General features: G+C 44.8%; 25 protein-coding genes. 3 read left to right on the top strand and 22 right to left on the bottom strand.

Features of this window, described 5'->3' with window-relative positions:
• The first annotated feature begins 3 nt into the window (after positions 1 to 3).
• The 3 genes from AC06L3_RS05735 to mtaB all read left to right on the top strand — a co-directional run bounded on the left by AC06L3_RS05735 (position 4) and on the right by mtaB (position 2,567).
• Complete coding sequence (locus tag AC06L3_RS05735; protein ID WP_475669667.1) at positions 4 to 729, top strand: SAM-dependent methyltransferase; 726 nt, start codon at positions 4 to 6, stop codon at positions 727 to 729.
• A 117-nt stretch (positions 730 to 846) separates the two neighbouring features.
• Entirely contained in the window at positions 847 to 1,197 is a 351-nt protein-coding gene (gene folB, locus AC06L3_RS05730; RefSeq protein ID WP_475669666.1) for a dihydroneopterin aldolase, read from the top strand.
• Between the two features lie 50 nt (positions 1,198 to 1,247).
• Positions 1,248 to 2,567, top strand: coding sequence for a tRNA (N(6)-L-threonylcarbamoyladenosine(37)-C(2))-methylthiotransferase MtaB (mtaB, locus tag AC06L3_RS05725; RefSeq protein ID WP_475669665.1), 1,320 nt, complete (start codon positions 1,248 to 1,250; stop codon positions 2,565 to 2,567).
• Here mtaB and AC06L3_RS05720 read toward each other — a convergent pair whose 3' ends face one another.
• The 22 genes from AC06L3_RS05720 to AC06L3_RS05615 all read right to left on the bottom strand — a co-directional run.
• A complete protein-coding gene (locus AC06L3_RS05720; protein ID WP_475669664.1) occupies positions 2,568 to 4,079 on the bottom strand; it encodes a Na+/H+ antiporter NhaC family protein in 1,512 nt (503 codons plus the stop codon).
• 27 nt (positions 4,080 to 4,106) lie between these two features.
• Positions 4,107 to 5,402 (bottom strand): TldD/PmbA family protein, encoded by a 1,296-nt coding sequence (locus tag AC06L3_RS05715; protein ID WP_475669663.1) that lies wholly within the window; start codon positions 5,400 to 5,402, stop codon positions 4,107 to 4,109.
• 21 nt (positions 5,403 to 5,423) lie between these two features.
• Complete coding sequence (locus tag AC06L3_RS05710) at positions 5,424 to 6,866, bottom strand: TldD/PmbA family protein (RefSeq protein WP_475669662.1); 1,443 nt, start codon at positions 6,864 to 6,866, stop codon at positions 5,424 to 5,426.
• 5 nt (positions 6,867 to 6,871) lie between these two features.
• The gene (locus AC06L3_RS05705; protein WP_475669661.1) at positions 6,872 to 8,500 is read right to left on the bottom strand and encodes a M14 family zinc carboxypeptidase; all 1,629 of its coding nucleotides are present in this window, start codon (positions 8,498 to 8,500) and stop codon (positions 6,872 to 6,874) included.
• 1 nt (position 8,501) lies between these two features.
• A complete protein-coding gene (locus AC06L3_RS05700; RefSeq protein WP_475669660.1) occupies positions 8,502 to 9,314 on the bottom strand; it encodes a TIGR02757 family protein in 813 nt (270 codons plus the stop codon).
• Between the two features lie 89 nt (positions 9,315 to 9,403).
• Positions 9,404 to 9,652, bottom strand: a complete 249-nt coding sequence (locus AC06L3_RS05695) for a type B 50S ribosomal protein L31 (protein WP_475669659.1) — start codon at positions 9,650 to 9,652, stop codon at positions 9,404 to 9,406.
• 58 nt (positions 9,653 to 9,710) lie between these two features.
• Entirely contained in the window at positions 9,711 to 10,475 is a 765-nt protein-coding gene (locus tag AC06L3_RS05690; protein WP_475669658.1) for a Bax inhibitor-1/YccA family protein, read from the bottom strand.
• A 27-nt stretch (positions 10,476 to 10,502) separates the two neighbouring features.
• Complete coding sequence (locus tag AC06L3_RS05685; RefSeq protein WP_475669657.1) at positions 10,503 to 11,618, bottom strand: exo-beta-N-acetylmuramidase NamZ domain-containing protein; 1,116 nt, start codon at positions 11,616 to 11,618, stop codon at positions 10,503 to 10,505.
• Positions 11,618 to 13,012, bottom strand: a complete 1,395-nt coding sequence (gene glmM, locus AC06L3_RS05680; RefSeq protein WP_475669656.1) for a phosphoglucosamine mutase — start codon at positions 13,010 to 13,012, stop codon at positions 11,618 to 11,620. Before glmM ends, AC06L3_RS05685 begins: the two co-directional genes overlap by 1 nt.
• Positions 13,013 to 13,040: 28 nt before the next feature.
• On the bottom strand, positions 13,041 to 13,484 hold the full coding sequence (locus tag AC06L3_RS05675) for a V-type ATP synthase subunit K (protein ID WP_475669655.1): 444 nt from the start codon (positions 13,482 to 13,484) through the stop codon (positions 13,041 to 13,043).
• A 21-nt stretch (positions 13,485 to 13,505) separates the two neighbouring features.
• Positions 13,506 to 15,296 (bottom strand): V-type ATP synthase subunit I, encoded by a 1,791-nt coding sequence (locus AC06L3_RS05670; RefSeq protein ID WP_475669654.1) that lies wholly within the window; start codon positions 15,294 to 15,296, stop codon positions 13,506 to 13,508.
• 8 nt (positions 15,297 to 15,304) lie between these two features.
• Complete coding sequence (locus tag AC06L3_RS05665; protein ID WP_475669653.1) at positions 15,305 to 15,910, bottom strand: V-type ATP synthase subunit D; 606 nt, start codon at positions 15,908 to 15,910, stop codon at positions 15,305 to 15,307.
• A 19-nt stretch (positions 15,911 to 15,929) separates the two neighbouring features.
• Positions 15,930 to 17,252 carry a V-type ATP synthase subunit B gene (locus AC06L3_RS05660; protein WP_475669652.1) on the bottom strand — a complete coding sequence of 441 codons (1,323 nt, stop codon included), beginning with the start codon at positions 17,250 to 17,252 and terminating at the stop codon, positions 15,930 to 15,932.
• Between the two features lie 11 nt (positions 17,253 to 17,263).
• Positions 17,264 to 19,012: a V-type ATP synthase subunit A gene (locus tag AC06L3_RS05655; protein WP_475669651.1), complete on the bottom strand. Its 1,749-nt coding sequence runs from the start codon at positions 19,010 to 19,012 to the stop codon at positions 17,264 to 17,266.
• A 43-nt stretch (positions 19,013 to 19,055) separates the two neighbouring features.
• Positions 19,056 to 19,673 carry a DUF2764 family protein gene (locus tag AC06L3_RS05650; RefSeq protein WP_475669650.1) on the bottom strand — a complete coding sequence of 206 codons (618 nt, stop codon included), beginning with the start codon at positions 19,671 to 19,673 and terminating at the stop codon, positions 19,056 to 19,058.
• Positions 19,674 to 19,692: 19 nt separating this feature from the next.
• A complete protein-coding gene (locus tag AC06L3_RS05645) occupies positions 19,693 to 20,307 on the bottom strand; it encodes a hypothetical protein (RefSeq protein WP_475669649.1) in 615 nt (204 codons plus the stop codon).
• 183 nt (positions 20,308 to 20,490) lie between these two features.
• Positions 20,491 to 21,657, bottom strand: a complete 1,167-nt coding sequence (locus tag AC06L3_RS05640; protein ID WP_475669648.1) for a sodium ion-translocating decarboxylase subunit beta — start codon at positions 21,655 to 21,657, stop codon at positions 20,491 to 20,493.
• A 4-nt stretch (positions 21,658 to 21,661) separates the two neighbouring features.
• A complete protein-coding gene (locus AC06L3_RS05635) occupies positions 21,662 to 22,039 on the bottom strand; it encodes a biotin/lipoyl-containing protein (protein ID WP_475669647.1) in 378 nt (125 codons plus the stop codon).
• Positions 22,040 to 22,097: 58 nt separating this feature from the next.
• Complete coding sequence (locus AC06L3_RS05630) at positions 22,098 to 23,060, bottom strand: OadG family transporter subunit (protein ID WP_475669646.1); 963 nt, start codon at positions 23,058 to 23,060, stop codon at positions 22,098 to 22,100.
• Positions 23,061 to 23,070: 10 nt separating this feature from the next.
• On the bottom strand, positions 23,071 to 24,624 hold the full coding sequence (locus AC06L3_RS05625; RefSeq protein ID WP_475669645.1) for an acyl-CoA carboxylase subunit beta: 1,554 nt from the start codon (positions 24,622 to 24,624) through the stop codon (positions 23,071 to 23,073).
• A 31-nt stretch (positions 24,625 to 24,655) separates the two neighbouring features.
• The gene (gene mce / locus AC06L3_RS05620) at positions 24,656 to 25,069 is read right to left on the bottom strand and encodes a methylmalonyl-CoA epimerase (RefSeq protein ID WP_475669644.1); all 414 of its coding nucleotides are present in this window, start codon (positions 25,067 to 25,069) and stop codon (positions 24,656 to 24,658) included.
• A gap of 35 nt (positions 25,070 to 25,104) precedes the next feature.
• Positions 25,105 to 25,386: YebC/PmpR family DNA-binding transcriptional regulator (locus AC06L3_RS05615; RefSeq protein WP_475669643.1), on the bottom strand; the 282-nt coding region annotated here is incomplete at its 5' end.

Below are 25,386 nucleotides of genomic sequence, written 5' to 3'. Positions count from 1 at the left end.
GATATGTCTGAATCAAAAGGAACCATATATCTCATTCCATCACCACTTTCTGACAGAGCTCTTGATGAAGTCCTGCCGCGCAGAGTAATGGATATCATACCTGATATCAAACATTTTGTTGTTGAAGGAATACGTACGGCTCGCAGATTCCTCTCGGCAGCAGGGCTTAAAGGGAAGATAGATACTCTGAATTTCTACGAACTTAACGAGCATTCAAAACCTGAGCTGGCAGATGAATATATTACACTGGCGATGGAAGGGAATGATATCGGAGTAATATCCGAAGCAGGACTTCCCGCAGTGGCCGATCCCGGTGCGCTGCTTGTTGCAGCCGCTCACAGGAACGGAATCAAGGTAGTTCCCCTGGTAGGTCCCTCTTCACTGATGATGGCTCTGATGGCAAGCGGTCTCAATGGACAGTGCTTCGCCTTCACAGGCTATCTGCCTGCAAAACCGGAACAGAGGCGTGATAAGATAAAGTTGATAGAAAAGGTCTCGGCTTCGCTGAAACAGACGCAGATAATAATAGAAACACCATACAGGAACAATCAGTTGTTCAACGATCTTATATCGGTATGCAATCCTCGCACAAGGATATGCGTTGCTTCTGACATTACCGGTGACAGGGAGAGTATTGTTACCAAAAGTGTTGCGCAGTGGAAGTCCTCAATCAAGGATGGCGCGCAGCCTCTGGACAAAATGCCCGCAGTTTTTCTATTGCTCGCCTGATTATTTTGTTTTTGGCCACAAAATCACTGAAAATGTGGCCTGGAAGCATGAAAATGGTGTTTTTGGCCACAAAATCGCCAAAAATGTGGCCGAAAATGTGTCTCGAAATATTGATTTATGGGAAAGATTGAACTTAACGGAATGAAATTTTACGGGTATCACGGTTGCTGTGATACCGAGAAGCTTGCTGGAGGAAGATATATTGTGGATTTCAGCGGGGAATATGACAGCAGCAAGGCGGAGTTCAGTGATGATTTGAAAGATGCCGTTGACTATTCAAAAGTTTATTCAATAATTGCGAAATGTATGTCGGAGAGAAAGAATCTGCTTGAGTGCCTATGTCAAACCATCGCAAGTGGAATAAAGAAGGAAATGCCTGAGTTCAAGCATGTCTGCATAAAGCTTACCAAGTTGAATCCACCGCTTCCAGGTGTCGTTGATTCTTCATCCTTCACCTGTAGCTTGTGATTTTCTTAATCATGATCCGCACCGATACCAGAGAAAATTGAGCATTGAAAATGAGCAGGAGTTTTGCAATAATAACCTTGGGCTGCAAGTTGAATTTCAGTGAAAGTTCAACCATTGCCAGAGAGTTCGAATCGCACGGATACATCCGCACAGCATATACAAAAGCGGCTGATCTGTATATAGTGAACAGCTGTTCCGTAACGGAGCATGCAGACAAGAAATGCCGCCAGCACATAAGGCAGCTGCACAGAATCAACCCCGAGGCAGTTATCGTTGTTACAGGATGCTTTGCACAATTGAAAAGCAAGGAAGTGAGTGAGATTGAGGGGGTGAACATTGTTGTTGGAATCGAGCATAAGGGAGAAATCTACAGTATTGTTCACAAATATTTTGATTCAAATGGCAAATTTAACAGCATTTGCAACACTTCAACTTTTACAGAATCACAAAGAGATAATGATATTGCTGTTCATAAGCAGATATTCAGCTGCAATATCACAGACGTAAACAGCGTTTTTCCTGCTTATTCCCAGGGCGAGAGGACCAGGTCTTTCCTGAAGATTCAGGACGGATGTGATTACAGGTGTTCCTATTGTACAATTCCTTTTGCACGTGGCGCAAGCAGGAATCTGCCAATAGAACTGCTGGTGAAGCAGGGAAAGGAAATTGCCGCAAAAGGTGTGAAGGAGATAGTTCTTACCGGAGTGAACACAGGAGATTTCGGCAGAACCACAGGAGAGAGCCTTCTTGACCTTCTGAAAGCTTTGAATGATATAGAAGGCATTGAAAGATACAGGATTTCATCCATAGAACCTAACCTGCTTACACGCGGGATCATTGAATGGATTGCTTCCGGCACAAAGTTCCAGCCGCATTTCCATATACCTTTACAATGCGGTTCCGATGCTGTTCTTGCAAAAATGCGCAGGCGTTATAACACAACAATGTTTGCCTCAAAGATTGATATGATACGTGAGATAATGGGCGATGTGTTCTTTGGAATTGACGTGATTGCAGGCTTCCCTGCCGAAACCGACGAATGTTTTGAGGAATGCTACAATTTCCTTGCAGAAAGGATCCAACCGGCTTTCATTCACGTATTTCCATATTCAATGCGTGCAGACACCCCTGCCGCACTTATGCCTCAAGTACAGGACTGCATAAAAACCAGACGTACACATCGCTTGCTTGAGCTGTGTGACAGACTCTATGCTGAATATGTTGCACGATTTAAGGGCACAACTCAGAAAGTATTGTTCGAATCCACCAAGAAAGGTGGCATGATGTACGGATACACAGGTAATTACATAAAGGTTGAACGCCCTTACGACCGCAGGCTCATAGGTTCAATCGTTGATGTAACGCTATAATCACGCAGCCTTCCTTGCCATAAGTCCCACCGGCTTGCCGTTCCTGGTAATCTTCCAGCCTATGATTGCAACAATGTAGGAGATGATAGGGGAGAGTATGTTGAAGAAGCAGTAAGGCACGAATACCAGCTGTGACATTCCAAGCGTTGCTGACTGGAAAATGCCGCAGGTGTTCCACGGAACGAACACGGATGTCACTGTTGCGCTGTCCTGGAGCGAACGGCTCAGAAGTTCCGGATTGAAACCATGGTCCTTGTATGCCTTGCTGTACATCTTTCCAGGAAGAAGAATTGCAATGTACTGGTCGGCAATTATGAAGTTGCAGACAATACAGCTGAGCAAGGTTGAACCCACCAGCTGAGGTGCGGTCTTCAAATGCTGCATCATCCTGCTTGTGATTGATTTGAGGAAACCTGTTGCATCAAGCATTCCGCCGAAAGCAGAAACGCTCAGAACCAACCATATTGTATTCATCATTCCGCTCATGCCTGAAGTGCTTGTAAGTTTGGCAATTATCTGTGAGGGTCCCTGGACATCCACAGGGCAGGTGAGCACCTTGAAAATGCCGTAGAATCCGCAGCCAAGTTCGCCGAGGAATCCACCGCCAAGTTGTGAAGCAAGTCCGTCAGGTGCAATCTGAACAAAAATCTGAGGCTGGAAAAGCACCATTGCAACACCTCCGAGGAGCGCTGAAGAAAGCAGTGTGATGAAAGGACTTATCTTCTTGCATATCATGATTATTGTGATTACCGGTATGATAAGCAGCCATAGACTTATGTTGTATGTACTTGCTATTTCCTCGCACTGTGCCGCAACATCAACGTTGTTGCTTCCGCTTATCTGCGTGCCGGCAATGAAGAAAATGATGGCGCTGAGTATGAATGTTGGTACAGCCGTGTAGAGCATGTATTTGATATGGTCATACAGATTCACGCCCGCAATTGAACTCGACAGATTGGTTGTATCTGAAAGCGGGCTGAGTTTGTCACCCATATATGCACCTGAAATGATTGCTCCTGCAAGCCATCCGTCGGAGAATCCAAGAATCTGGCCTGCACTGAGCATTGCAATACCTATTGTTCCAACGGTTGTCCAGGAACTTCCAATCAGTATTGAAATGATACCCGTGAAAAGAAAGGCAACAAAGAGGAAGATCTTTGGACTTATTATTTTCAGACCGTAATAAATGATTGTTGGAACAACGCCGCTCTGAATCCACGAAGCAGTGAGAGCACCTATCATAAGTATGATGAACAGCGTGCTTCCCATCTTGAAGATATTGTCAAGTATGCCGTTTTCAATTGTCTCCCACTTCTCCTTGTACTTGAACATTGCAATGACACCGCCAACCAGTGTTGCAGTGAGCAGGCTCAGCTGCGAAGGGCCCTCGGTGAAGCTGTCACCGAAACACAGGGCGCAGACCACCATGAGCAGAATGAGTACGGCTATTGGTATTATTGAAATGCCAAGCGAAGGCATCCTTACACTTCCATTGTTGTCTTCTGTTGCCATAATTTTCTTCCAATCAATTGATTATAATCAGTTTCCGTTTATGTTGCAGTCCTCGAAAACCAAAGATGGTATATCCCAGCTCCTGAATTCCAGAGCATCGTTTTCTGCTGCACATATATTATTGAACAAAGTTACCAAATTACCGCTGAAATTCATACCGGAAACGGCTGTTATGACTTCATTGTTTTCAATGAGGAATCCTTCAATGCCGTATGAGAAATCACCTGTAGCTGTATTGCAGTTGCCCCCGTTGAAGCCTGTAATCAATATGCCATCGACCAGGTTGGCATTGCCGAAAGGCTTGATGGAAAGGATGGTAGGTTCATCCACTGTGGGTTCCTTGCCCATCTGAGCTGCTTCGTATGTACTCAGATATTCCTTTGCAACCACGCCTTTGTCTATCATCAGGCAGTCCCTTACTTCCAGCCCCTCACTGTCCCAGAGTCTTGACGATGTCCTGCCCTGCATCACAGCCAGATCAAGAATGCTCAACTTGCTGCTGAAAACCTTGCTTCCGAGCCTGTTGAGCAGAAATGAATTGTTCTGCGCCAGATATGCCCCGCTGAGAGCCTCCGCCATCGGCTTTATCATATTCTGAGCCACCAGAGTATCAATCTTCACTCTATATTTTCCACTGGCGATAGTTCTTGAACCTGTCTTTGCCTTTGTCCTCCGATATGCCTTTTCACCGCATCCCTGCCATTCCAGATTCTTGAAGAAAGGCGATGAAGCGAACCAGTATGACTGCGGCCTCCTGTCACCATCCTTCAAGGTGCATTCTGCTGAAACCGTACTGCTTGTGTATTCGGAAAGACCTGAGAACCCTTGGGAATCAAGAATATATTCGCTATAATAAAGGTCCGAGAAAGAGGAGCTTGCCGAAACAAGACCTTCCTTGTCCTTCATTTCGTCAAATATGGCGAAAGCAATTGCCTTTTTCCTTTCCGGGCCTGTAAACTCAAATGAACTGTCATTGAGTCCAAAGTCCTGGCTCTGTCCCTTGAAATAGTATCTCTTTTCAGGCAGTTTTCTGAATCTGTCCTTCTCAACATATTCAAGAGTACTTATGCATTCCTTGACGAAGTCCTCCAATTTCTGTTCATCAAGCATATTGGTTGAGAAGCTTCCGTAATGTCCGTTGCTGAAAATCTCTATGCCCAGACTTCTGTCCGCAGCACCTATGATCTTCTCCAGCTTGCCGTCGCACACTTCGAACGTATTGCTTATGCCATTGCTCAGGACTATTCTTGAGGCGTCCGCACCATTTCTCAATGCACTTTCCAGCGCTAAGCCTGCAATATCCTTTTCAATATCTTTCATCATTAAATGATTATCATAAATATTTTAAGAATCTCCTCCTACTATCAATCTTGATACGGATACAGTAGGCATTCCGCAGCTCACGGCGCATTGCTGTTCCTTGCCGCAAACCCAGGATGAATTTGCAATTTCAGCATTGTTGCAGACCATTGTAATATCCTTGAGAACCTGCGGCCCGTTGCCGATTATATTGATATCCTTTACCGGCTGTGTCAGATGCCCGTCTTCAATAAGATAACCGGCCTTCACAAAGAAAGTGAAGTCACCTTCCCCAATCTGAACCTGCCCGTTAGAGAAATCTTCCACATATATTCCATTCCTTACACTTGCGATGGCCTGGCTTTCCTCGCAGTCTCCGCTTTCCATATATGTGCATCTCATCCTTGGGATAGGAGGGAAGCGGAAATCCTCGCGCCTTCCGTTGCCCGTGCTTTTCACACCGAAATAGTTCGCCGATATTCTGTCATGCATGAATGATTCGAGTACGCCGTCCCTTACAAGATATGTTTCCTGTGAAGGAATGCCTTCATCGTCAAAATTCAGCGAGCCTCTGTTCATTTGTACAAGACCGCTGTCAACAATATTGATTCCCTTGTTGCATATCCGTTTTCCAAGCGAATCAGTGAATATGGATGTTCCCTTTCTTATGAAATCAGCCTCAAATGCGTGGCCAACAGCTTCGTGCAGGAGTATTCCGGAAGCGCCTGATGCCAGAATAACTGGCATTTCGCCCCCTTTGGGCTGCTTTGCAGTGAACATGAAGCTGCATTGTGCGGCCGCCCGGCTGGCAACTTCTTCAATCAGTTCATCGGTGAGCATCTCAAATCCGCAGCGGAAGCTTCTGGAGCAGGAACCGTTCTCAATCTTTCGGTCTTTCTGACCAACGCACTGTGCAATCAGCGTTACCATGGGCATTGTATCGAAGAAAGTTTCGGATTCGCTGTTGAAATATAGAACATGAGTGAGCGAATCCCTGAGTGAACATATCACTTTTACAAACTCATCGCCCTTGCTGAATATTGATTTTTCAAGTGTTTGAAGTACAGGAACTTTCTGTTTTACTGTATATTCATCCCATCCCTTTTCAATGTGATAGGGAGAAACTGCCGGCCTGCCTACCTGCTGGAAGTCATATCTGGATTGTATACCTATCGCAAGTGGAAGATTTTTGTTTGAATCCGCAATGCTGGCTGCCACCCTGGCGGCGCGGAGCATGTCCTCGAGTTCCGTGCTTTCTGCGTATGCATAACCTGTGCATTCACCCTTTACGGCCCTGATGCCTACTCCATAGTCCTGGTGGCTTGCGGCGTTCCCTACAATATGCTCCTTGAGAGTCAGGGAGTTGGCAACGCTGTACTCGAAATAAAGGTCTGCAAACCGTGCTCCCTGTGAGAGAGCGGTCTGCAGAACTTTATTCACATCGTTGGTGTTTATTTTAAACAGTTCAAGATATTCCCGATAATCCATTGATGCTATTTTCTGATGAGAAGCAAGGCGTCCGGGTTCTCGGACATGTCCTTCAGTTCGTATTTATAAACGAATTCCCCGTTAGATGTATTGGTGATGCTGTCAACCAGTTTCCATCTGTTGGTGCCAGCCTCGTCCTTGTCGTTGACCTTGCCTGGGACCCACACATATACATTGTAGCTGCCTGGCTTCAGATTCTTGATCTTATAGCTTGCTTCAGCCTTTCTGGCGTTATCCCTTGTTGCCATCACCTTGCCGGTGAAAGTCACGTAGCGGTCAGTCCTTATAGCCTTCAGGCCTTTCTTGCTGTTCGGTGCCGGAAGCAGAACTCTGTCCGATGTACTTATCTGCAGATAGTCCATAATTGATGCAAGATTGTTTTCCATTCCCATTTTGCGGAGGTTGTCGGTTGTCACCCATACTCCGGTTGAATCGTGATGGTAATATCCGTACGGTGTTTCAAATGTAATGGCCGGAGTCCTTTCCTTGAACTGGTTCCAGAACCATCCTTCCATATATCTTTCCGCACAGCCGCTGTATGAGAGCTCGTCGTTGTTGAAATATGGATTGCCGCTTGTGGTTGTGCTGCAGATGAGCATAAGCTTGCGGAAACATTCATCCGAGGTTGATTCTGCTGAATGTACCCAGAATGTAGCACTGTTGTCAATCTGGCTGTGCATGTTGAGCACGAGGTCAATCCTGTGTTTTGAAAGGAGTGAGTTCAGGAAACGTTTCATGTTCTTTACCTCAACAGCTGTCTGGTCATTTCCTCTTGCCCAGTTGATTTCAAGGTTGATTCCTTCCATATTGCTTCTAGAGCAGCCGCCAGCAACGCCATCGGGGTTAGTGAAAGGAAGAATGAAGAATACTGCCTTCTCCCTGAGTTCCTTTGCCATCCGGCTGTCAGCTGTTATTCCGTCTATGATACCATCAAGGTTCCAGCTTGCTGGTGACTCCGATGGATGTACTCTTCCGTGTATATACACTATCTTCTTTCCCTTGCAGGCCTTTTTCAGAAGTTGTTCTGTGATTTCGCTGCTGCCTGCGTTGTATTTGTTTGAGATTCCCTTTATTCCATCGGTGATTATGAGCAGCGGCATTTCAAGGCCTCTGGTGCTCTGACCTATGCCGCTCAGTAACACACATTCGTTCCTGTTCCATTCGTGAACTCTTTTCATAAGCTTTGAGTAGGTGTATGGAACATAGTATGCTACGTATACGGAATCATTTTCGAATGTCTTCTGAACATTGAATCTGCCAACTCTTTCCTCTTCATTGAAGTGGATGTACTTCACACCATCGTATGAATATACGGCACCTGTAGGGTCTGAATTGGTGAACTTGAGGTTGATTGTCTGACCTTTGCAGTTCTTTATGAGGAAGTGGAACCATCTGCTGCTTGGAGCGAGCGATGTGTCAACTGGATTCAGCGGGTCAACCTGCGCTTCTATTTCGTACTTGTAAACAGTGACGTTGCTCTGCCCGTTGGATGTGATGTTATCCATTCCAACGAGTTCGGCTTTCTGCAATGATGCATTTTCAAAATCCGCCGAAAAAGTGATCTGAGCATGGCTGTTTGTACTTGTAAACAGACAGACTAGAATCAATACGATTGCTGAATATATTCTTTTCATCTTATAAAGTATTTGTTTTCTGGTTTTTGTTCTCCTTGCTTTCACGCTGGCTTACGGACCAGGCAAAAAGTGCGAAATCTCCCAGGCAGGGGTCTTCTGGAAATACTTCCCTGAGCGCCTCCGTTATTTCCATTGCAGTTCTCAGGTTGGCTGAATTACGATTGGTGAGTCCGAGTTCCATTGCAGTTCTGTGAACGTGAACGTCAAGAGGTATTATCAGGCTTTTTTTGCACGTGTTTTTCCACAGCCCCAGATCTACTATGCCATCATCCCTTACCATCCAGCGGCGCATCATGTTAATCTTCTTGTTTGCGGCGTTCGGGTCTGTTTTCTGGCCGTATATTTCAGTTCTTGTTTCTGCCTGGTCAAGCTCTTCAAGGGATTTACCGCCATTCTTGAAGAAACGCTGCAAGTTGGAACAAATAAATGCGAACTCGCTCCATTTTATGGTTCTGTGCAGTGATGAATCATTGCTTTTCCAGTTGCCGTTCATCACATACTCAAACGGTTTCCAGTTCATTGCATCAAACATTCTGTTGCAGTCCCTTACAATCATATCACGTCTGCCCCAGGCCAGGTGTGCTGCAAGAATAGCACTGATCTCCACATCCTCCCTGCAAACCTGTCTTGCACTGGTGCTGCAGGAACTGCTGTCATTAACCAGAGAAAGGTCATGCTCAGCATATTTGCAGTTGAAATCACTGCAGAGAACAGCAAAATGCTTCGGGAAGATTATAGGGTCATTCCTGAAGTATCTGGTGTTGTTGTAGGCCGCAGCAAGTTCTATCAGTCTGTCTTTTGCCTTTTGTTCCATATACTACAAAATTACTGATAATTTCAGTTAAAAATAAAAAAGCGGCTGAAGTTTCAACCGCTTTTTTATTCCTTGTTAATGGTGTTACATTATTTGTTCTTCTTGTAACGCTGGTAGAACTTATCAACCATACCGGCTGTGTCAACCAATTTCATCTTACCTGTGTAGAATGGGTGAGATGTGTTGGAAATCTCAAGCTTTACGCAAGGGAAAGTCTGACCATTAACTTCGAGTGTTTCTTTTGTGTTAACGCATGAACGTACAATGAAAACGTTCTCGTTTGACATATCCTTGAAAGCTACAAGACGGTAACTTTCGGGATGAATACCTTTCTTCATTTCTTTGAAATTTTGGTGATAAATAACTTTTATAAAAGCAGGCGCAAATATAGTAAAATTATCTTTCTCTTGCTGAAATTTTTGCAAGAAGTTTCAGAATTTCAAGATAAAGCCATACCAAGGTAACCATAAGAGCGAACGCACCGTACCATTCCATATATTTCGGAGCTCCGTACATTGCTCCCTGCTCTATCATATCGTAGTCCGTGAGCAAGGAGAAAGCAGCTACTGCACATATTACAACGCTGATTCCAATGCTCAGAGGGCTGTTCCCAACAAGCAGTGAAACATTTGCACCGAACAATGATGCTATTGCTGTTCCTGCATAGAATACCAATATGCTTATCAATGCAAGATTTATTATTTTCCTGAACTTGTTGTTGACCTTGATTATTCTTGTGTTATACAGAATGAACATGAGGAATGCGCAGGTAAGGGTTATTGCCACTGCTGGAAGAACAATTCCCATCTGGCTGGATGTTCCTTCAGGATTGATTGAGAAATTGTAAATGGCGCTTACAACACCCAGGGAGAGTCCTTCCGCCGCTGCATATATTGGAGAAAGGTATGGAGCTGTCTTTGGTTTGAATGAAATGATCATAGCAAGTATGAAACCTACTATGAGTCCTCCCCAGAGATAAGGCATTGTTGCATTCGGATTTGCAGCGCCGTAGAACATTTTCCAGGTATATCCTCCGGCCAGCATGATGATTACAAGCAGCAGGAGGGATTTGGCCATTGTACCTTTGATGGTCATTGACTCACTGTAGCTTTCGGTACGCAATTTCTGGAAAATGCTCTGGTTTAATGTAGGATTTGCCATAATTGATTCTTGTTATTTGTTATACAATCATTTTACACGGAAAATCTGGTCATCTTCATACAGAATGAACTTCTTCGCCTTCCTTATCCATTTCTGTTCCTCCACCTTGAGATGTTCCTTGAGGTCTGTATATGAACTTTCACCATACAGGAAATCTGCAAGCTCCTTGTCTCCGAGCATCAGTTCCAGAATGGTCTTGTTTGAATCCATTCCGGCCTTGATATCAGTATTGAACAGGAACGATGACGTATTCTCCTTTACGAAACGTATCATTCTCAAATTGTGTGCCAAAGGACAATATTGCAGACTTGGGTTCATAATAATCTGAAAACCAAGGCATAACTCATCTGCGTAAATGTCATGTCCAGGGATGAAATCGGTGACTCTCACAAAAGCACCATCGTCGTACAAAGGACTTTCCTTGCTGTTCCAGCCTGAAATGCCGTGCTCCTTCAGATAGGGCAGAAGTTCACTGAACCAAGGGGCTCCGAACAGCTCGTATGGGCGTGAAGTACCTTTGCCGCAACTTACATTGGTGGCTCCCCACAATGCCGTGCCGCTATACATTGCGGCAGTGAACAGTCCGCTGTTCTCTTCTCCAACAGGTATGCTCCAAGGCATTATGAAATTGAAGCTTTCAGAGCCTTTGTAAGAGATTATATGCAATGCGAATTTCGCATTCACCTCGTTATGGAAGTATGTGGCGAGTTCACCTATCGTGAGTCCGTGTTTCTGTGGTATTCCAGCCACTCCGATTTCTGACCTGTAGCCCTCTCTGAGCATGGAGCCTTCAACACAGCGTCCTGCAGGATTCTGTTTGTCCACAACATATACCGCTATGTCCAGGGAATTGTCCTTGAACGTTCTGAAAAGCTTCAGGATAAGGTTGGGATACGGACTGTAACGTACACCGCTGTCCTGAAGTTCAATGATCAGTGCATCTATGCTGGAAAGGTCTTCCGCTTCAATCTCGTCTTCAGGATTGAATATCTTTTCAAGGTTCCCCCGTTTCTGAAGAATCTCCCATAGATACTCACCTGATGATGGATACCAGGCACTGTTGTCGCATAAAACACCCAAGCTCCCCTTGTGGAGGAGCTTGTCTTCCTGTTCGAATATGGAGCTTGTTCTGAATGAAAACATCAGGCAATGATTTTACTTATTTCCGCTTTCACTTCTTTTGCAAGAGCGTTGGCACGTTCTTCGTCAGCGGCTTCGGCGTAAATTCTGATAATCGGTTCGGTGTTCGACTTCCTTAACTGGAACCATTCCTTCCTGTCATTGAAATCGACTTTCACACCGTCAATGTCATTCACACTGCCCAAGCTTGAATACTTTGCCTTTACAGCTTCTAGTATCCTGTTAATCAGAGACTGGTCGGAAATCTCTATCCTGTTCTTTGAAATGAAATAAGGAGGGTAGCTGTCTCGGAGCTCGGTTGCCTTCATTCCTTTGTGAGCCAAGTTGCTCAGGAACAATGCAACTCCCATATAGGCATCTCTGCCATAATGCAGTTCAGGGAAAATAACGCCACCGTTTCCTTCACCTCCAATCACTGCTCCTACCTCCCTCATTTTTGTTGTTACGTTCACTTCACCTACGGCAGCACTGAAATAGTTCTGACCATAGCCTTCGGTAACGTCCCTGAGGGCTCTTGTTGAAGACATGTTGGAAACTGTAGGACCTTTCTTGCAGCTCAATACGTAATCTGCAACGGATACCAGGGTGTATTCCTCTCCGAACGGTGTTCCATCCTGGCAGATGAATGCCAGACGGTCAACGTCAGGGTCAACGGATATTCCCAGATCCGCTCCGGCAACCTTCACTGCGTTTGAAAGATCAACGAGATTGGCAGGAAGCGGCTCAGGATTGTGGGCGAAATCTCCGCTTGGGTTGCAGTTGAGTTCAATGCATTCAACTCCCATCTTATTGAGAAGCAAAGGCATTGTAACACCGCCAACTGAGTTGATGGCATCAAGAACGACTTTGAATTTTGCGTTCTTGATTGCCTTTAAATCAACCAGTTTGTTGTTCATTACAGCATTGATGTGAGCATCGGTGAAACATTTGTTCTCAATTGTTCCAAGAGAAGTTACTTCGTTGAAATCAAATTTTTCAGCTTCAGCTACTGCAAGCAGTGCCTTGCCTTCAACATCAGGAAGGAACTCGCCTCTTTCGTTAAGGAGTTTGAGAGCATTCCAGTGTTTCGGGTTATGCGATGCTGTTATGATAATGCCACCGTCGGCATGCTCGAAAATAACAGCCATTTCAGTAGTTGGTGTGGAAGCAAGTCCGGCATCAACTACGTTTACACCACAGGCTATGAGAGTGCCGCAAACAATTGAGCGTACCATTTCGCCGCTCATTCTTGCGTCACGTCCTACAACAACTTTATAAGAGTCCTTCCCGGGAAATTTCTTCTTAAGCTGGTCAGCGTATGCGGAAGTAAACTTGACAATATCAACAGGAGTCAAGCCTTCGCCCGGTACGCCTCCAATTGTTCCTCTGATCCCGGATATTGATTTTATCAATGACATGTTAAATGGAATTTATATTTATCTTCAATTAAAGTGCAAGGAATGCTGCTGCAAAAGCAAGAATTGCATAGAGCTCAGGGAATACGGCGAGGATAAGGGTCTTTCCGAATACATCGTGACCGTTAGCCATTTCATTGATACCGTTTGCAACGAGCTGTGACTGCTTGAGAGCTGAATACAAACCTACAATACCAAGAGCGATACCTGCTGCGCAAAGTGCGAGTGAGCTGTTGAGTGTGAGCTCTTCAACTGCCTTAACTTTGTTAAGCATGAGGAAGAAGCCGGCGAATCCATAAAGACCCTGTGTAGATGGGAGAGCGCAGAGAATCATTGACTGTCCGAAAATATCAGGGTTCTTCTTCAATGATGATACGGTTGCATTACCGCCAATGGTTACACCGATTGAACTACCAATACAAGAGAATATCAACATGACTGCCATACCGGCATAAGCTAAATAAAATGTGTACATAGTGTTTTAAATTATTAATTATTATTTGTTTTGTTCTTTTTTCAATGGTCTGAAAGGACGGCCGCCTCCATCAAATCCTGCGTTCTTGTAGAATTCCACAAATGTAAGACGCATAGGATGTACAAATGCTCCAAGTGCGGAGAGGAACAGTACCATTGTATGCCCTATGAGAAGCATTATTGCGCAAAGCAGCCAGCCTGCGTATGGTATGTTCAGCAACTGTCCTGAAATGGAGTTGACTACAAGACCAAGGATACCGCCGGCGGTTCCCAGTCCGAAAAGTCTGATATATGACAGGATGTCACCGAAGAATCCTGTCACGTCATAGAATGCGAAAGTTCCTTTTCCAAGCCTTGCGAATATGTTCCTTGAATTGGATGAGAACAGGAGTATCATTACAAGTCCTGCATACAATGTAAACATGCTCCATTCAGGCATTTCCTTTATTCCGCTGGTTTTTGTATCGAACGCAAATGCAAACCATACAAGCACAATGGCCCATCCGAAATGATTCAGACCGTTAGGGAAGCCTTCATGCTTGATTGTGAATATTCCGTTCAATATTCTTCCGAAAACTATCTGTGCTATACCGAAAGCAATTGCAAACCAGAACATTCCCATATCATCAAGGAACATTCCGGCAGCCTTGTCACTCATTGGGAAAAGCTCATAGAGCTTTGCACCGAAGAATGTTCCGCTGAGCAGAGGCATTATTGTACTTCCAAGTCCGAGAAGGAACACAAGCTTTCCTATGCTTGCAAACTTAGGAAGCTTGAAAGCAGCGAACAGTCCGCATATCATAAGAAGGATACCATATCCCATATCTCCCAGACAGAGTCCGAAGAAAAGCATATAGAATATGCAGAAATATGGTGTGAGATCCTCTGCGTTGTAGTGCGGCAGAAGGTACATCTGGCCTATAGGCTCGAAAAGTCTTGAGAAAGCATTGTTCTTCAGCGCTACAGGAGGATTGTCCTCCAGTACAGCTTCCTGTTTCTCCCAATACACCGGCATTGTGTCCAGCAGTGCGGTGACTTTTTCTGAACTATCGGCAGTGGAAAATCCTTCAAATACTGAAAGAAGTTCTTCAGAAGCTTTTTCAGCTCCCTTGCCAGCAAGGTAAACATCGAGCTCGTCCTTTATGATATCTCTCTGTTTCTCAAACTCCTGAGCACGCAGAGACAGTGCATAAAGCTTGCAGTCCACCTCATTCTGATGAGCGGTGAGAGATTCAATTTCCCTGCGTACCTCATCAGCGGTTCTCTTAGGGAACTGCACTTCAGTGAGAGGGAAGGCAAATTCTTCACCTGCCTGTGAAAGGACTGTGAAACATACCTGGTCGCCTTCAGAAATAATGTGAAGAGGCCATGTCTGATTCCACTCCTCCTTGAAAACCTTTGGAGAGCAGGAATAGAAGTGTGCTGTAAGCCCCAGTTCAGTAATCCTTTCAAGGTCGCCATTATTGAAACTGCCCCAAGGCTCAGCGTATGCCGCTTCGGCTGCGAGCTGGCTTATCTGACCGGCAATCTCCTTCTTCTCTTTGATGAGGGCTGTTGTGTAACTGAGGATATCTGCGTAGGAAAGTTCCTGTTTTGCAGCCTTTTCAGTATCAATTGCCTTGGCGGCAACGGCCTTGTATTTCTGCAGCCATCCTATTGTAGTGTTGTAATCCCTGATGTCCTGCATCTTCTGCCTGGAATTGGAATCAATGGCACGGTTGCTTCTTGTTATATCTACCAGACCCGCCTTTGAGAGTTCCTCAAGGAAGCTGTCAACGTCTTTGTGAAATATCACAAAGTTGAATTTATCCATTTTCTTTATCATTGTTCTTCCTCCTCTTCCTGTTGGTGTCTGTTCTTTACTATCTTCTGTGAAGCCTTGGAGAGGTTCTCCTCGTCTTCCATATATCTCTTGATCTTCCTGATTGCTTCCTGATATCCGGGTATCTGAACCTTCTCATAAAGATTCACTTTCTGAGTGGTCCTCTTCCTGGATGTATCGAGAAGTCTCATCTTCTCAAGATAAACCTCGGATTCTATTCCTATCTGTGCCAGATGCTGCAGAATTTCTATTCCAAGAGGATACCATAAAGGCTTCTTGAAAACATCGAATTCCTTGACGTCGAAAATGACTTCCTTCAATGCGGGAGTCTTGACTCCGGCAACTTTCTCAGTGTACAGGATAACGTCCTTGACTGAAATAAGTCCTCCTTCGAATTCATTCCACAGTGCGGACAGATAATCGTACGAATTCAGCGAGGTTTGCAAATCTTCCTTCAGGGCGTCACTCTTCTTCTTGGCTTTCTTGACTTCAACGCGCAGCGCGCTCTCCTTGTTCTTGAGGGTAGGGAGGGCGTTGGTTCTGACCTTGAGCTGCTTGCCAAGTTCGTTGAGAGACGTCTTGTTATATTGGAATTTAATTGCCATCTAACTGAATATTAAATGATTAATTGCCTTTCCAGTATTTGTCAACAAGGGATTGCTTGATGTTCAATTCCTCTTTCTTGAAATATTTTGCAAACAGTGCCCAGGCTGTGTCGAGCATCTGGTCTATCTTTATGTTAACGTCGATTGCAAGAAGCTGGTTGGAATAATCCTTTGCGTATTCAAGGCATCTGTTGTCGTAATCACTGAGGTCAAAGCCGTTTTCAAGCTTTGTCTTTGCACTGGCAGCATCTGCGAACAGACGAACACCGGTGTTCATTACCTGAGAGTGGTCCTCCCTGGTCTTCTTTCCCTGAACGAGCTGTTTGAGTCGGCTCAATGAACGGAACGGGTCAACAATCACCTTTCCTGTATCGGTATCGGTTCTGAGGAAGAGCTGTCCCTCAGTGATGTAACCTGTGTTGTCAGGAATGGCGTGTGTGATGTCACCGTCGTTCAATGTTGTCACAGCTATGATTGTGATTGATCCTCCGTCAGGAAGCTGTACCGCTTTCTCATATATCTTTGCAAGATCTGAATAGAGTGAACCAGGCATTGAGTCCTTTGAAGGAATCTGGTCCATACGGTTGCTCACGATTGAAAGAGCATCGGCGTAAAGGGTCATGTCTGTGAGGAGCACAAGTACCTTCTGGTTCTTGTCAATAGCGAAATACTCAGCTGCGGTAAGAGCCATGTCAGGCACCAGCAGACGCTCAACAGGAGGCTGCTCGGTTGTGTTCACGAAACTGATGATTTTCTCAAGCGCACCCGCACCTTCGAACATGTTCTTGAAGTAGAGGTAATCATCGTTTGAAAGACCCATACCGCCAAGAATGATCTTGTCAACGTCGGCTCTCAGGGCTACCTGAGCCATAACCTGGTTGTAAGGCTGGTCAGGGTTAGCAAAGAAAGGAATCTTCTGGCCGGAAACCAGTGTGTTGTTAAGGTCAATACCTGCAATACCGGTTGGAATGAGCTCTGAAGGCTGTCTTCTCTTGTAAGGGTTTACGGAAGGACCTCCTATATATCTCTTTTCACCTTCGATGGCAGGGCCGCCGTCAATAGGATCTCCGTATGCATTGAAAAATCTTCCTGCGAGCTCGTCGCTTACCTTGAGTACAGGAGGTTCACCATAGAAAAGAACCTCCGCATCGGTAGGGATACCTTCGGTTCCTTCGAATACCTGAAGTGTAACAAGGTCCCCCTTGATTTTAACTACCTGGGCCAGACGACCATCCACAGTGGCAAGCTCATCATTTGTAACACCCTTTGCCACAAGGGAAACCGTGGCTTTGGTGATTGACTCCAAGTGAGTATATATTCTTTGAAATGCTTTGTTTGTCATATTGCCCGTTTTTAGTTGTTGTTGACCAAAGTATTGAGCTTCTCCAGATACTGGTTGAACTCATCGCTCTTCCATTTGCTGTAGTTCATCTGTCTCATTACGTTAATGAGTTTCTTATAGTATGCACTGCATTCCTCGAAGTTCTCGAACTCCCTGTTCTGTCTGCAGATTTCAAGAACCTTGTCCAGCATGAATTCCTGTCTTTCAAGAGGTGTGTTGGCATCTATTGCATCGAAAGCGTCCTGTTGGAGAATGATGAAGTCAATCAGCTCCGACTTCCAGTATCTGAGGTGATATTCCATAGGAACACCGTCATCGCCAAGGATGTTGATCTGCTCGAATGCCTCTTTACCTCTGATAATCAGATTCTTTGCTTCCATTACATTCGGAACCCATCTTTCGCCTATCCTCTCGGTGAGATATTTGACGATTTCAGGATATTCAATGTATTTTGAATATGAGTCAATAGGGTCAACAGCAGGGTAACGTTTCCTGTCGGCACGGTTCTGGTTCAATGCGTAGAAGCATCTTGCAGCCTTCTTCGTTGATTCAGTAACAGGCTCCTTGAGGTTACCGCCCGCAGGAGATACCGTTCCGATGAATGTGACTGAACCAGTCTGTCCGTTCGTGAGTGTTACGATACCTGCTCTTGAATAGAAGTTTGAAATGATTGCAGGAAGGTCAACAGGGAAGCCGTCGGCACCCGGAAGTTCCTCCATACGGTTACTCATCTCCCTCAGAGCCTGAGCCCATCTTGATGTTGAGTCAGCAAGCAGGAGGACTCTCAGACCCATTGCCCTGTAGTACTCACCTATGGTCATCGCGGTGTAAACTGATGCCTCACGTGCCGCAACAGGCATGTTTGAAGTGTTACAGATGATGGTTGTCCTTTCCATAAGGCTTCTTCCTGTCCTAGGGTCAACAAGTTCAGGGAATTCCTTGAAGATCTCCACAACCTCGTTCGCACGCTCACCGCAGGCGGCCATGATGATGACATCAGCCTCTCCCTGCTTTGCGAGAGCATGCTGGAGCACTGTCTTGCCGCATCCGAAAGGTCCAGGGATAAAGCCTGTACCACCTTCTGCAATAGGGTTGAGAGTATCAATGATCCTGACACCGGTTTCCATGAGCTTGTAAGGCCTTGGCTTATCCACATAACCTCTGATAGCCACTTTTACAGGCCATTTCTGAACCATTGTAACAGGCACTTCCTCGCCTTTTTCATTCACAAGCACAGCGATGGTGTCATTGATTCTATACTTGCCCGCTGCCTTGACCTCCTTTACGGTGAATTCACCCTCAAAAGAGAAAGGAACCATTATCTTGTGAGGAAGCCAGCCTTCCTTCACTTCTGCAAGCCAGCTTGCAGCCTTGACTTTGTCGCCGCTCTTGGCAATAGGGGAGAACTCCCATTCCTTTTCGGAATCGAGAGGAGCTGTGTATTCTCCTTTCTTGAGGAATACTCCTTCCATTGTTGCGAGGTTGTTCTGAAGACCATCGTAGTTGCTGGAAAGCAAACCCGGTCCGAGCTGAACCTCAAGCATGTGACCGTTGAATTCTACAGAGTCTCCAGGTTTGAGGCCGCGTGTGCTCTCATAAACCTGTACGAATGCATAAGCACCATTGACTTTGATAACCTCGGCCATCAGTTTTGTTTCACCAATCCTGATGAAGCAAATTTCATTTTGAGCCACAGGCCCGTCAACCTTTACTGTAACAAGGTTTGATATGATGCCTGTAACTGTTCCTGTGGTGTTCATATATTATCTTTGTTTTATTTTCTATTCATTATTGTTGGCAGAATCATGCGTTGAAATTCAAGCCTTTGAATGTGCCTCTGACTTCATCTACAAGAAGTTTGAACATTTCCTTGCCTTTTACCTGGTCAAGTATCCTCCATCTTTCAATTATGGAAGCTTTGGCCAGGTAGGCGATTATAACATTCATGTCAAAGTAATTGTACAGAGTGAAATCGTTGATTTTCCTCCATTTGTATCTGTCGAGCTCGAGTTCCTTCTCCAGAATGTTCCTGTTGTCGAATATCTTTTTGAGAAGAGCGGTTTCTGAAGGGTCCTTTTCGGTTTCACCCTCAATGCCAACTCTGTATTTCTCCATGGTACCGGATGCTTTCTTCTCGTCCTGGGTCTTTGCAAAGCTTTCAACCTTCATGTTCCTCAGCTGCAGGTCCATATTGAACCATTGGCGAAGGAATGTGTTAGGATGATGCAGGACCGCCTCGTAAAAATGATAACCGAGATTTTCAGCATCAAGACCGGCCTCGAACCAGTCAATTACCTTTCTGTCCTTATTAGAGCAGAGATTGTATATTTCATCTCTCACCTCCTTGTATGTGAATCCTTTGTTGTCCGCTCCCATTGTAATCTGAGGCAAACCGGCAATTATGTAATGATAATTGTTCATAGATTCCTGAGGTGATGTGTTATTTGCCGAAAATTATATTCTTTGTGATTGGACGCAGATACTGTGAAATGACGTTCTCAAGATCCTTGTCGGTGAATGATATCATGTAGTTCTCGCCTTTAGGACCAATCTGGAAACCGGCGTCAATGTCCTTTGAGAATTTGAAATCGATTCCTGAATTGAAAAGAGATGAACAGCTGTTCTTCACATATTCCTTGATCTCCTGTTGCATCTTCTCGGGAAGTATTGCATTGAGTTCAACTGCCTGTGCGCTTTGTGAATTGAATGAAGACGCAATTGTTGAAATGAGTTCCTCAATGAGCTTTGGGTTTGAAGCTGCCTGTGAAACGTTGGTTTTCAGCATCTTTGAAACGAGCATGGTTTCAATACCGTTTCTGATTGCTGACAACGACTTGGAGGCTGACATCTTGATGTCACTTTCTGTCTTGGATTTAAGATCCTGAGCATCTTTCTTTGCCTGAGAAATAATCTGCCGGGCCTCTTCCTTTGCCTGTGCAATTATCTGCTCCGCTTCTGTCCTGGCCTTGGCCTTGAGCTCTTCAGCCTGGGCTTTGCCTTTGGTCAGACCTTCATTGTAGAGCTTGTCTGTAAGTTCCTGCAATTTGTTCTGCATAATGTTTGTTTCCTAATATGATATTTTATTTATTGATTTTCCTTTAAATTGGCACAAACTACGCCAATAAACATATCCTTGCAAATTTACTATTTTTTAGTGTCCTTACAAAATTTGAAACACAAAAAAAACGAAGCCGCAGCACTTTCTGCCACGGCTTCGCTTCAAAATTATGATTGCTGATTATGAGAGGAATCCAAGGAGGATACCGGCAGCAACCGCACTTCCAATCACACCTGCAACGTTAGGTCCCATTGCATGCATGAGCAGATAGTTTGTCTTGTCGTATTCGAGTCCCACATTGTTGGAAACACGTGCTGAATCAGGAACTGCTGAAACACCTGCGTTTCCGATGAGCGGATTGATCTTGTTCTCGTCCTTGAGGAAAAGATTGAAAATCTTTACGAAAAGAACGCCTGCAAATGTTGCAATCACGAATGAGAATGCGCCAAGTAAAAAGATTCCGATTGATTTGATCTGAAGGAACTTGTCAGCCTGGGTTGAACATCCTACAGTAATACCAATGAGAATTGTAACAATATCAATCAGCGGACCGCTGGCTGTATTTGCAAGTCTTCTTGTTACACCACTCTCCTTGAGCAGGTTGCCGAAGAAGAGCATACCAAGCAGTGGAAGACCTGAAGGTACGATGAAAGCGGTGAGGAGGAATCCAACAATAGGGAAGATCTTCTTCTCTGTCTGTGATACCTGTCTTGGTTTCTTCATTCTGATAAGACGCTCTTTCTTGGTTGTCATGAGCCTCATGATAGGAGGCTGGATAACAGGAACCAGAGCCATGTATGAGTATGCAGATACTGCGATTGCACCCATAAGGTCAGGAGCGAGTCTTGAAGAAAGGAAGATGGCGGTAGGACCGTCTGCACCACCGATGATGCCGATTGCACCGGCCTCATTCGGAGCAAATCCCATTGCAAGAGCAATTGCGTATGCACCGAAAATACCGAATTGTGCAGCTGCACCGATCAGAAGGAGCTTAGGGTTTGAAATAAGTGCTGAGAAGTCAGTCATTGCACCGATTCCAAGGAAAATCAGAGGAGGATAGAAGCCCTGTCTTACACCCTGATAGAGAATGTTAAGAACCGAACCCTCTTCATAAACTCCCACCTGCAAACCAGGGAAAAGAGGAATGTTACCTATTACAATACCGAAACCTATAGGAACGAGCAACATAGGCTCCCAGTCCTTTGTAACCGCAAGGTATATGAAAAGCAGTCCAATGAGAATCATTATGATATGACTTATTGAACAGTTCGCAAAGCCTGTGTAGGTCATGAACTGGGACAAGTTCTCTCCTAAAAGTGTGAATATGTTGTTAGATTGGAGAATCATAAACTTATGCTATGGTTAGAAGTGGAGCGCCCTCAAGAATTGAATCACCCTTGTTGACCTTGATGCTTGTTACAGTACCGTCGGCTGTGGCTTCAATTACGTTTTCCATCTTCATTGCCTCAAGCAACATGACTTTCTGGCCCTTCTTTACAACGTCACCTTCTTTAACGCTTACCTCGAGGATTACGCCTGGAAGTGGAGAATTGACTGTTACGCCTGCACCTGCAGGAGCGGCAGCCTTAGGAGCGGCAACAGGTGCAGCAGCAGGAGCGGCAGCGGATGCTGATTTTCCATTAACCTCAAGATTTGTAACGTTTCCGTCAACACTGGTTACTTTTACAACGAAATCCTTTCCGTTGATATTCAACTTGTATTCTTTCATGATTATTTGAATTTGGTTAATCTTGAAAATAGCTTGATATTTTCAGGAATTGTTTTTTTTATCTGTTAATTGAAGGGGTCTGCTTCATGATCAGAGCCTTGTTCCCCCATGGTGAATAAATTTGTTTGAATGTAAGAATGTTGCTTTCAACATCGTGAACCTGCTCGTTTTCAGACTCAAGGTGAATGGCCATCACAATTGCGGCGGCTATCTCTTCGTCTGTATATTCCTGAGGATCGGCGTTGACAGTTACATTCACATTCTGCTTTTTAGCTTCTTCCATTTTAATGTTTCTTGCGGCAACCAATCTGAAAAGGAAGTAGAGGATAATGAGAGCACTGAATACAACGCTCATGGCTGTTACAGCCATGATTCCACCGTATGGATCTCTTTCCTTGAGCCTGATCAGCTTTGATTCCTTGTTGTCAATTACATTTGCGGATTGAGGTGTTACTTTGCTCAGGACAGTCCAGCCCGGGTCACCGTTGGCTTCTTTCTCATATTTTGAAATGAGCCATGATCTGCTGAAGAATCCGGCAGGTTTTGTGAAACCTATGCCGTCAACCTTTCTTCCATACGAGAGATTCTCGGGAACTTTGTCCGCCTCGAATGTCAACTCATCAAGTATCTGCTTTCCATCTGCGTTTACAATTGCAATGTAAGTTGTTGTGCTGTCGATTGTAAAGTTAAGATGGAAAGTACCCTTGTCCGGTTCATTGTCTGCAAAGAACAGCAGGTGCTGGCGTGGCTTGATTTTTGTAAGAACGTCACCTTTAGGAATCTTGTATTTCTTCAGGTTGTCCGGGTCATCGGTCAGGAAGCATCCCGCTACATCAACTGTACCATAAGAGGTGTTGAACAATTCAACCCATGCGCTTCTGTTGCCATAGTCATCAAGGTATCCGTTTGTGTTTTTAACGACAATCTCGTTCAAACGCATATCTGTAAGGTTCTGACCGTTGGCGGCAAAAGCACACAGAATCAAACAGAAAGTGAATATGTATAAACTAATCTTTCTCATTTGCGTGATATTACAGAGGAAGGTTGTCATGTTTCTTCGCAGGATTTGTAAGTCTCTTGTTAGCAGACTGCTGCAAAGCCCTGATTATACGGAAACGTGTATTTCTTGGCTCAATAACATCATCGATATAGCCATACTTGGCTGCATTGTAAGGATTTGCGAATGCATCTCTGTACTCTTTCTCCTTCTCTGCCGCAAATGCCTTAGGATCTTCAGCAGTCTTCATTTCCTTTCCATAAAGTACTCCGATAGCGCCTGAAGGACCCATAACTGCAATCTCCGCACCTGGCCAAGCGTAGTTGATATCGCCTCTCAAATGTTTAGAACTCATTACGCAGTAAGCTCCACCGTATGCCTTGCGGAGAACAACTGTGATCTTTGGAACTGTAGCCTCACCGTAAGCATAGAGAAGTTTTGCACCGTGAAGGATGACAGCACCGTACTCCTGCTGTGAACCAGGAAGGAATCCAGGAACGTCAACCAGGGTTACGATAGGAATGTTGAATGCATCGCAGAATCTTACGAATCTTGCACCCTTTCTTGATGAACTGATGTCAAGAACACCTGCGAGAACCTTAGGCTGGTTGGCAACGATACCAACGGATTTTCCGTTGAATCTTGCGAAACCTACTACGAGGTTCTTTGCATAATCTGCGTGAACTTCAAGGAACTTGCCATTATCAACGATAGCCTCGATAACCTTGTAAACATCGTAAGGTTTGTTAGGGTTGTCAGGAATTATGTCGTTGAGTGAGTCCTCAAGTCTGTCGATAGGGTCTGTGCACTCGTAAACCGGAGAATCCTCCATGTTGTTCTGAGGCATGTAGCTCAAGAGCTCCTTGATTACTGTGATGGCCTCTTCCTCAGTGTCAACTGCAAAGTGTGCAACACCGCTCTTTGAAGCGTGTACGCTTGCACCTCCAAGATCCTCCTGAGAGATAACCTCACCAAGAACTGATTTTACTACTGTAGGACCGGTAAGGAACATGTAGCTGGTTCCCTTTCTCATGATATTGAAGTCTGTGAGGGCCGGAGAATAAACTGCACCACCTGCACATGGACCGAAGATTGCTGAAATCTGAGGAATTACACCTGAAGCAAGAATGTTTCTCTGGAAAATCTCTGTGTAACCTGCAAGTGCGTTAACACCTTCCTGAATACGTGCTCCACCTGAATCGTTCAAACCGATGATAGGAGCACCGTTCTTGAGAGCTGCATCCTGAACCTTGCAGATCTTCAAAGCCAATGACTCTGAAAGTGAACCTCCGAATACTGTGAAATCCTGAGCGAAAACGTAAACGAGTCTTCCATCCACGGTACCGAAACCTGTTACAACGCCATCACCGAGGAATGTGTTCTTCTCCATTCCAAAGTTTGTGCAACGGTGTGTGACAAACATATCAAACTCCTCGAAACTGCCTGGATCAAGCAGCATGTTGATTCTTTCACGAGCTGTATATTTGCCTTTTTCATGCTGTGAGTCAATTCTTTTCTGACCACCGCCCAAGCGTGCCTTCTCTCTGAGTGCAAGCAACGCTTTAATTTGATCAAGCTGATTACTCATTATAAGTTATGGATTTATTATAATTTGTACTTTATTTCTTGTTAGGGTCCTCGCAGATCTCAGTAAGAACGCTGCATGTTGATTTTGGATGAAGGAATGCAATGTTCATACCCTCCGCTCCTTTTCTTGGATGCTCGTCAATAAGGCGTACACCCTTTGCTGAAAGCTCATCAAGGCAGGTCTGTACGCTGTTTGTTGCGAATGCGATATGGTGTATTCCCTCACCTTTCTTCTCAATGTATTTTGCTATGTTTCCCTCAGGATCAGTGCTCTCAAGGAGCTCAAGCTTTGTCTGGCCAATCTTGAAGAAAGCTGTCTTTACCTTCTGGTCAGCCACTTCTTCAATTGCATAGCATTTGAGTCCGAGAATGTTCTCATAATAAGGGATTGCAGTTTCAAGTGATTTGACTGCGATACCGAGATGTTCAATGTGTGTAAGGTTCATAATAAATATAGGTAATATTTAAATTTCTTTTTTTGTTAGTCTGCAAGGTTATGGAATACGTTCTGGACGTCTTCGTCATCTTCAAGCTTTTCGAGGAGTTTGTCAATGTCCTCGCGATCGGCTCCCTCAAGGTGCTTCACTTCCCCGTTAGGGAAGCGGTCGAATGATGCGGAAAGAAGTTCGAAACCCTTGTCCTCGCTGAATTTCTGGATACTGTTGAAGGCTGTAAAACCGCCATAAATGTTGATGATTTCCTGAGTGTCGCCCTCTTTTGTCTCTATCTCGTCTGCAAAAACTTCCTCCGCTCCGAAATCAAT

It is taken from the genome of Candidatus Egerieousia sp. (assembly GCF_056211015.1).
The sequence above is the reverse complement of the archived record's forward strand: the minus strand, read 5'-3'. Positions and strand labels throughout refer to the sequence as shown.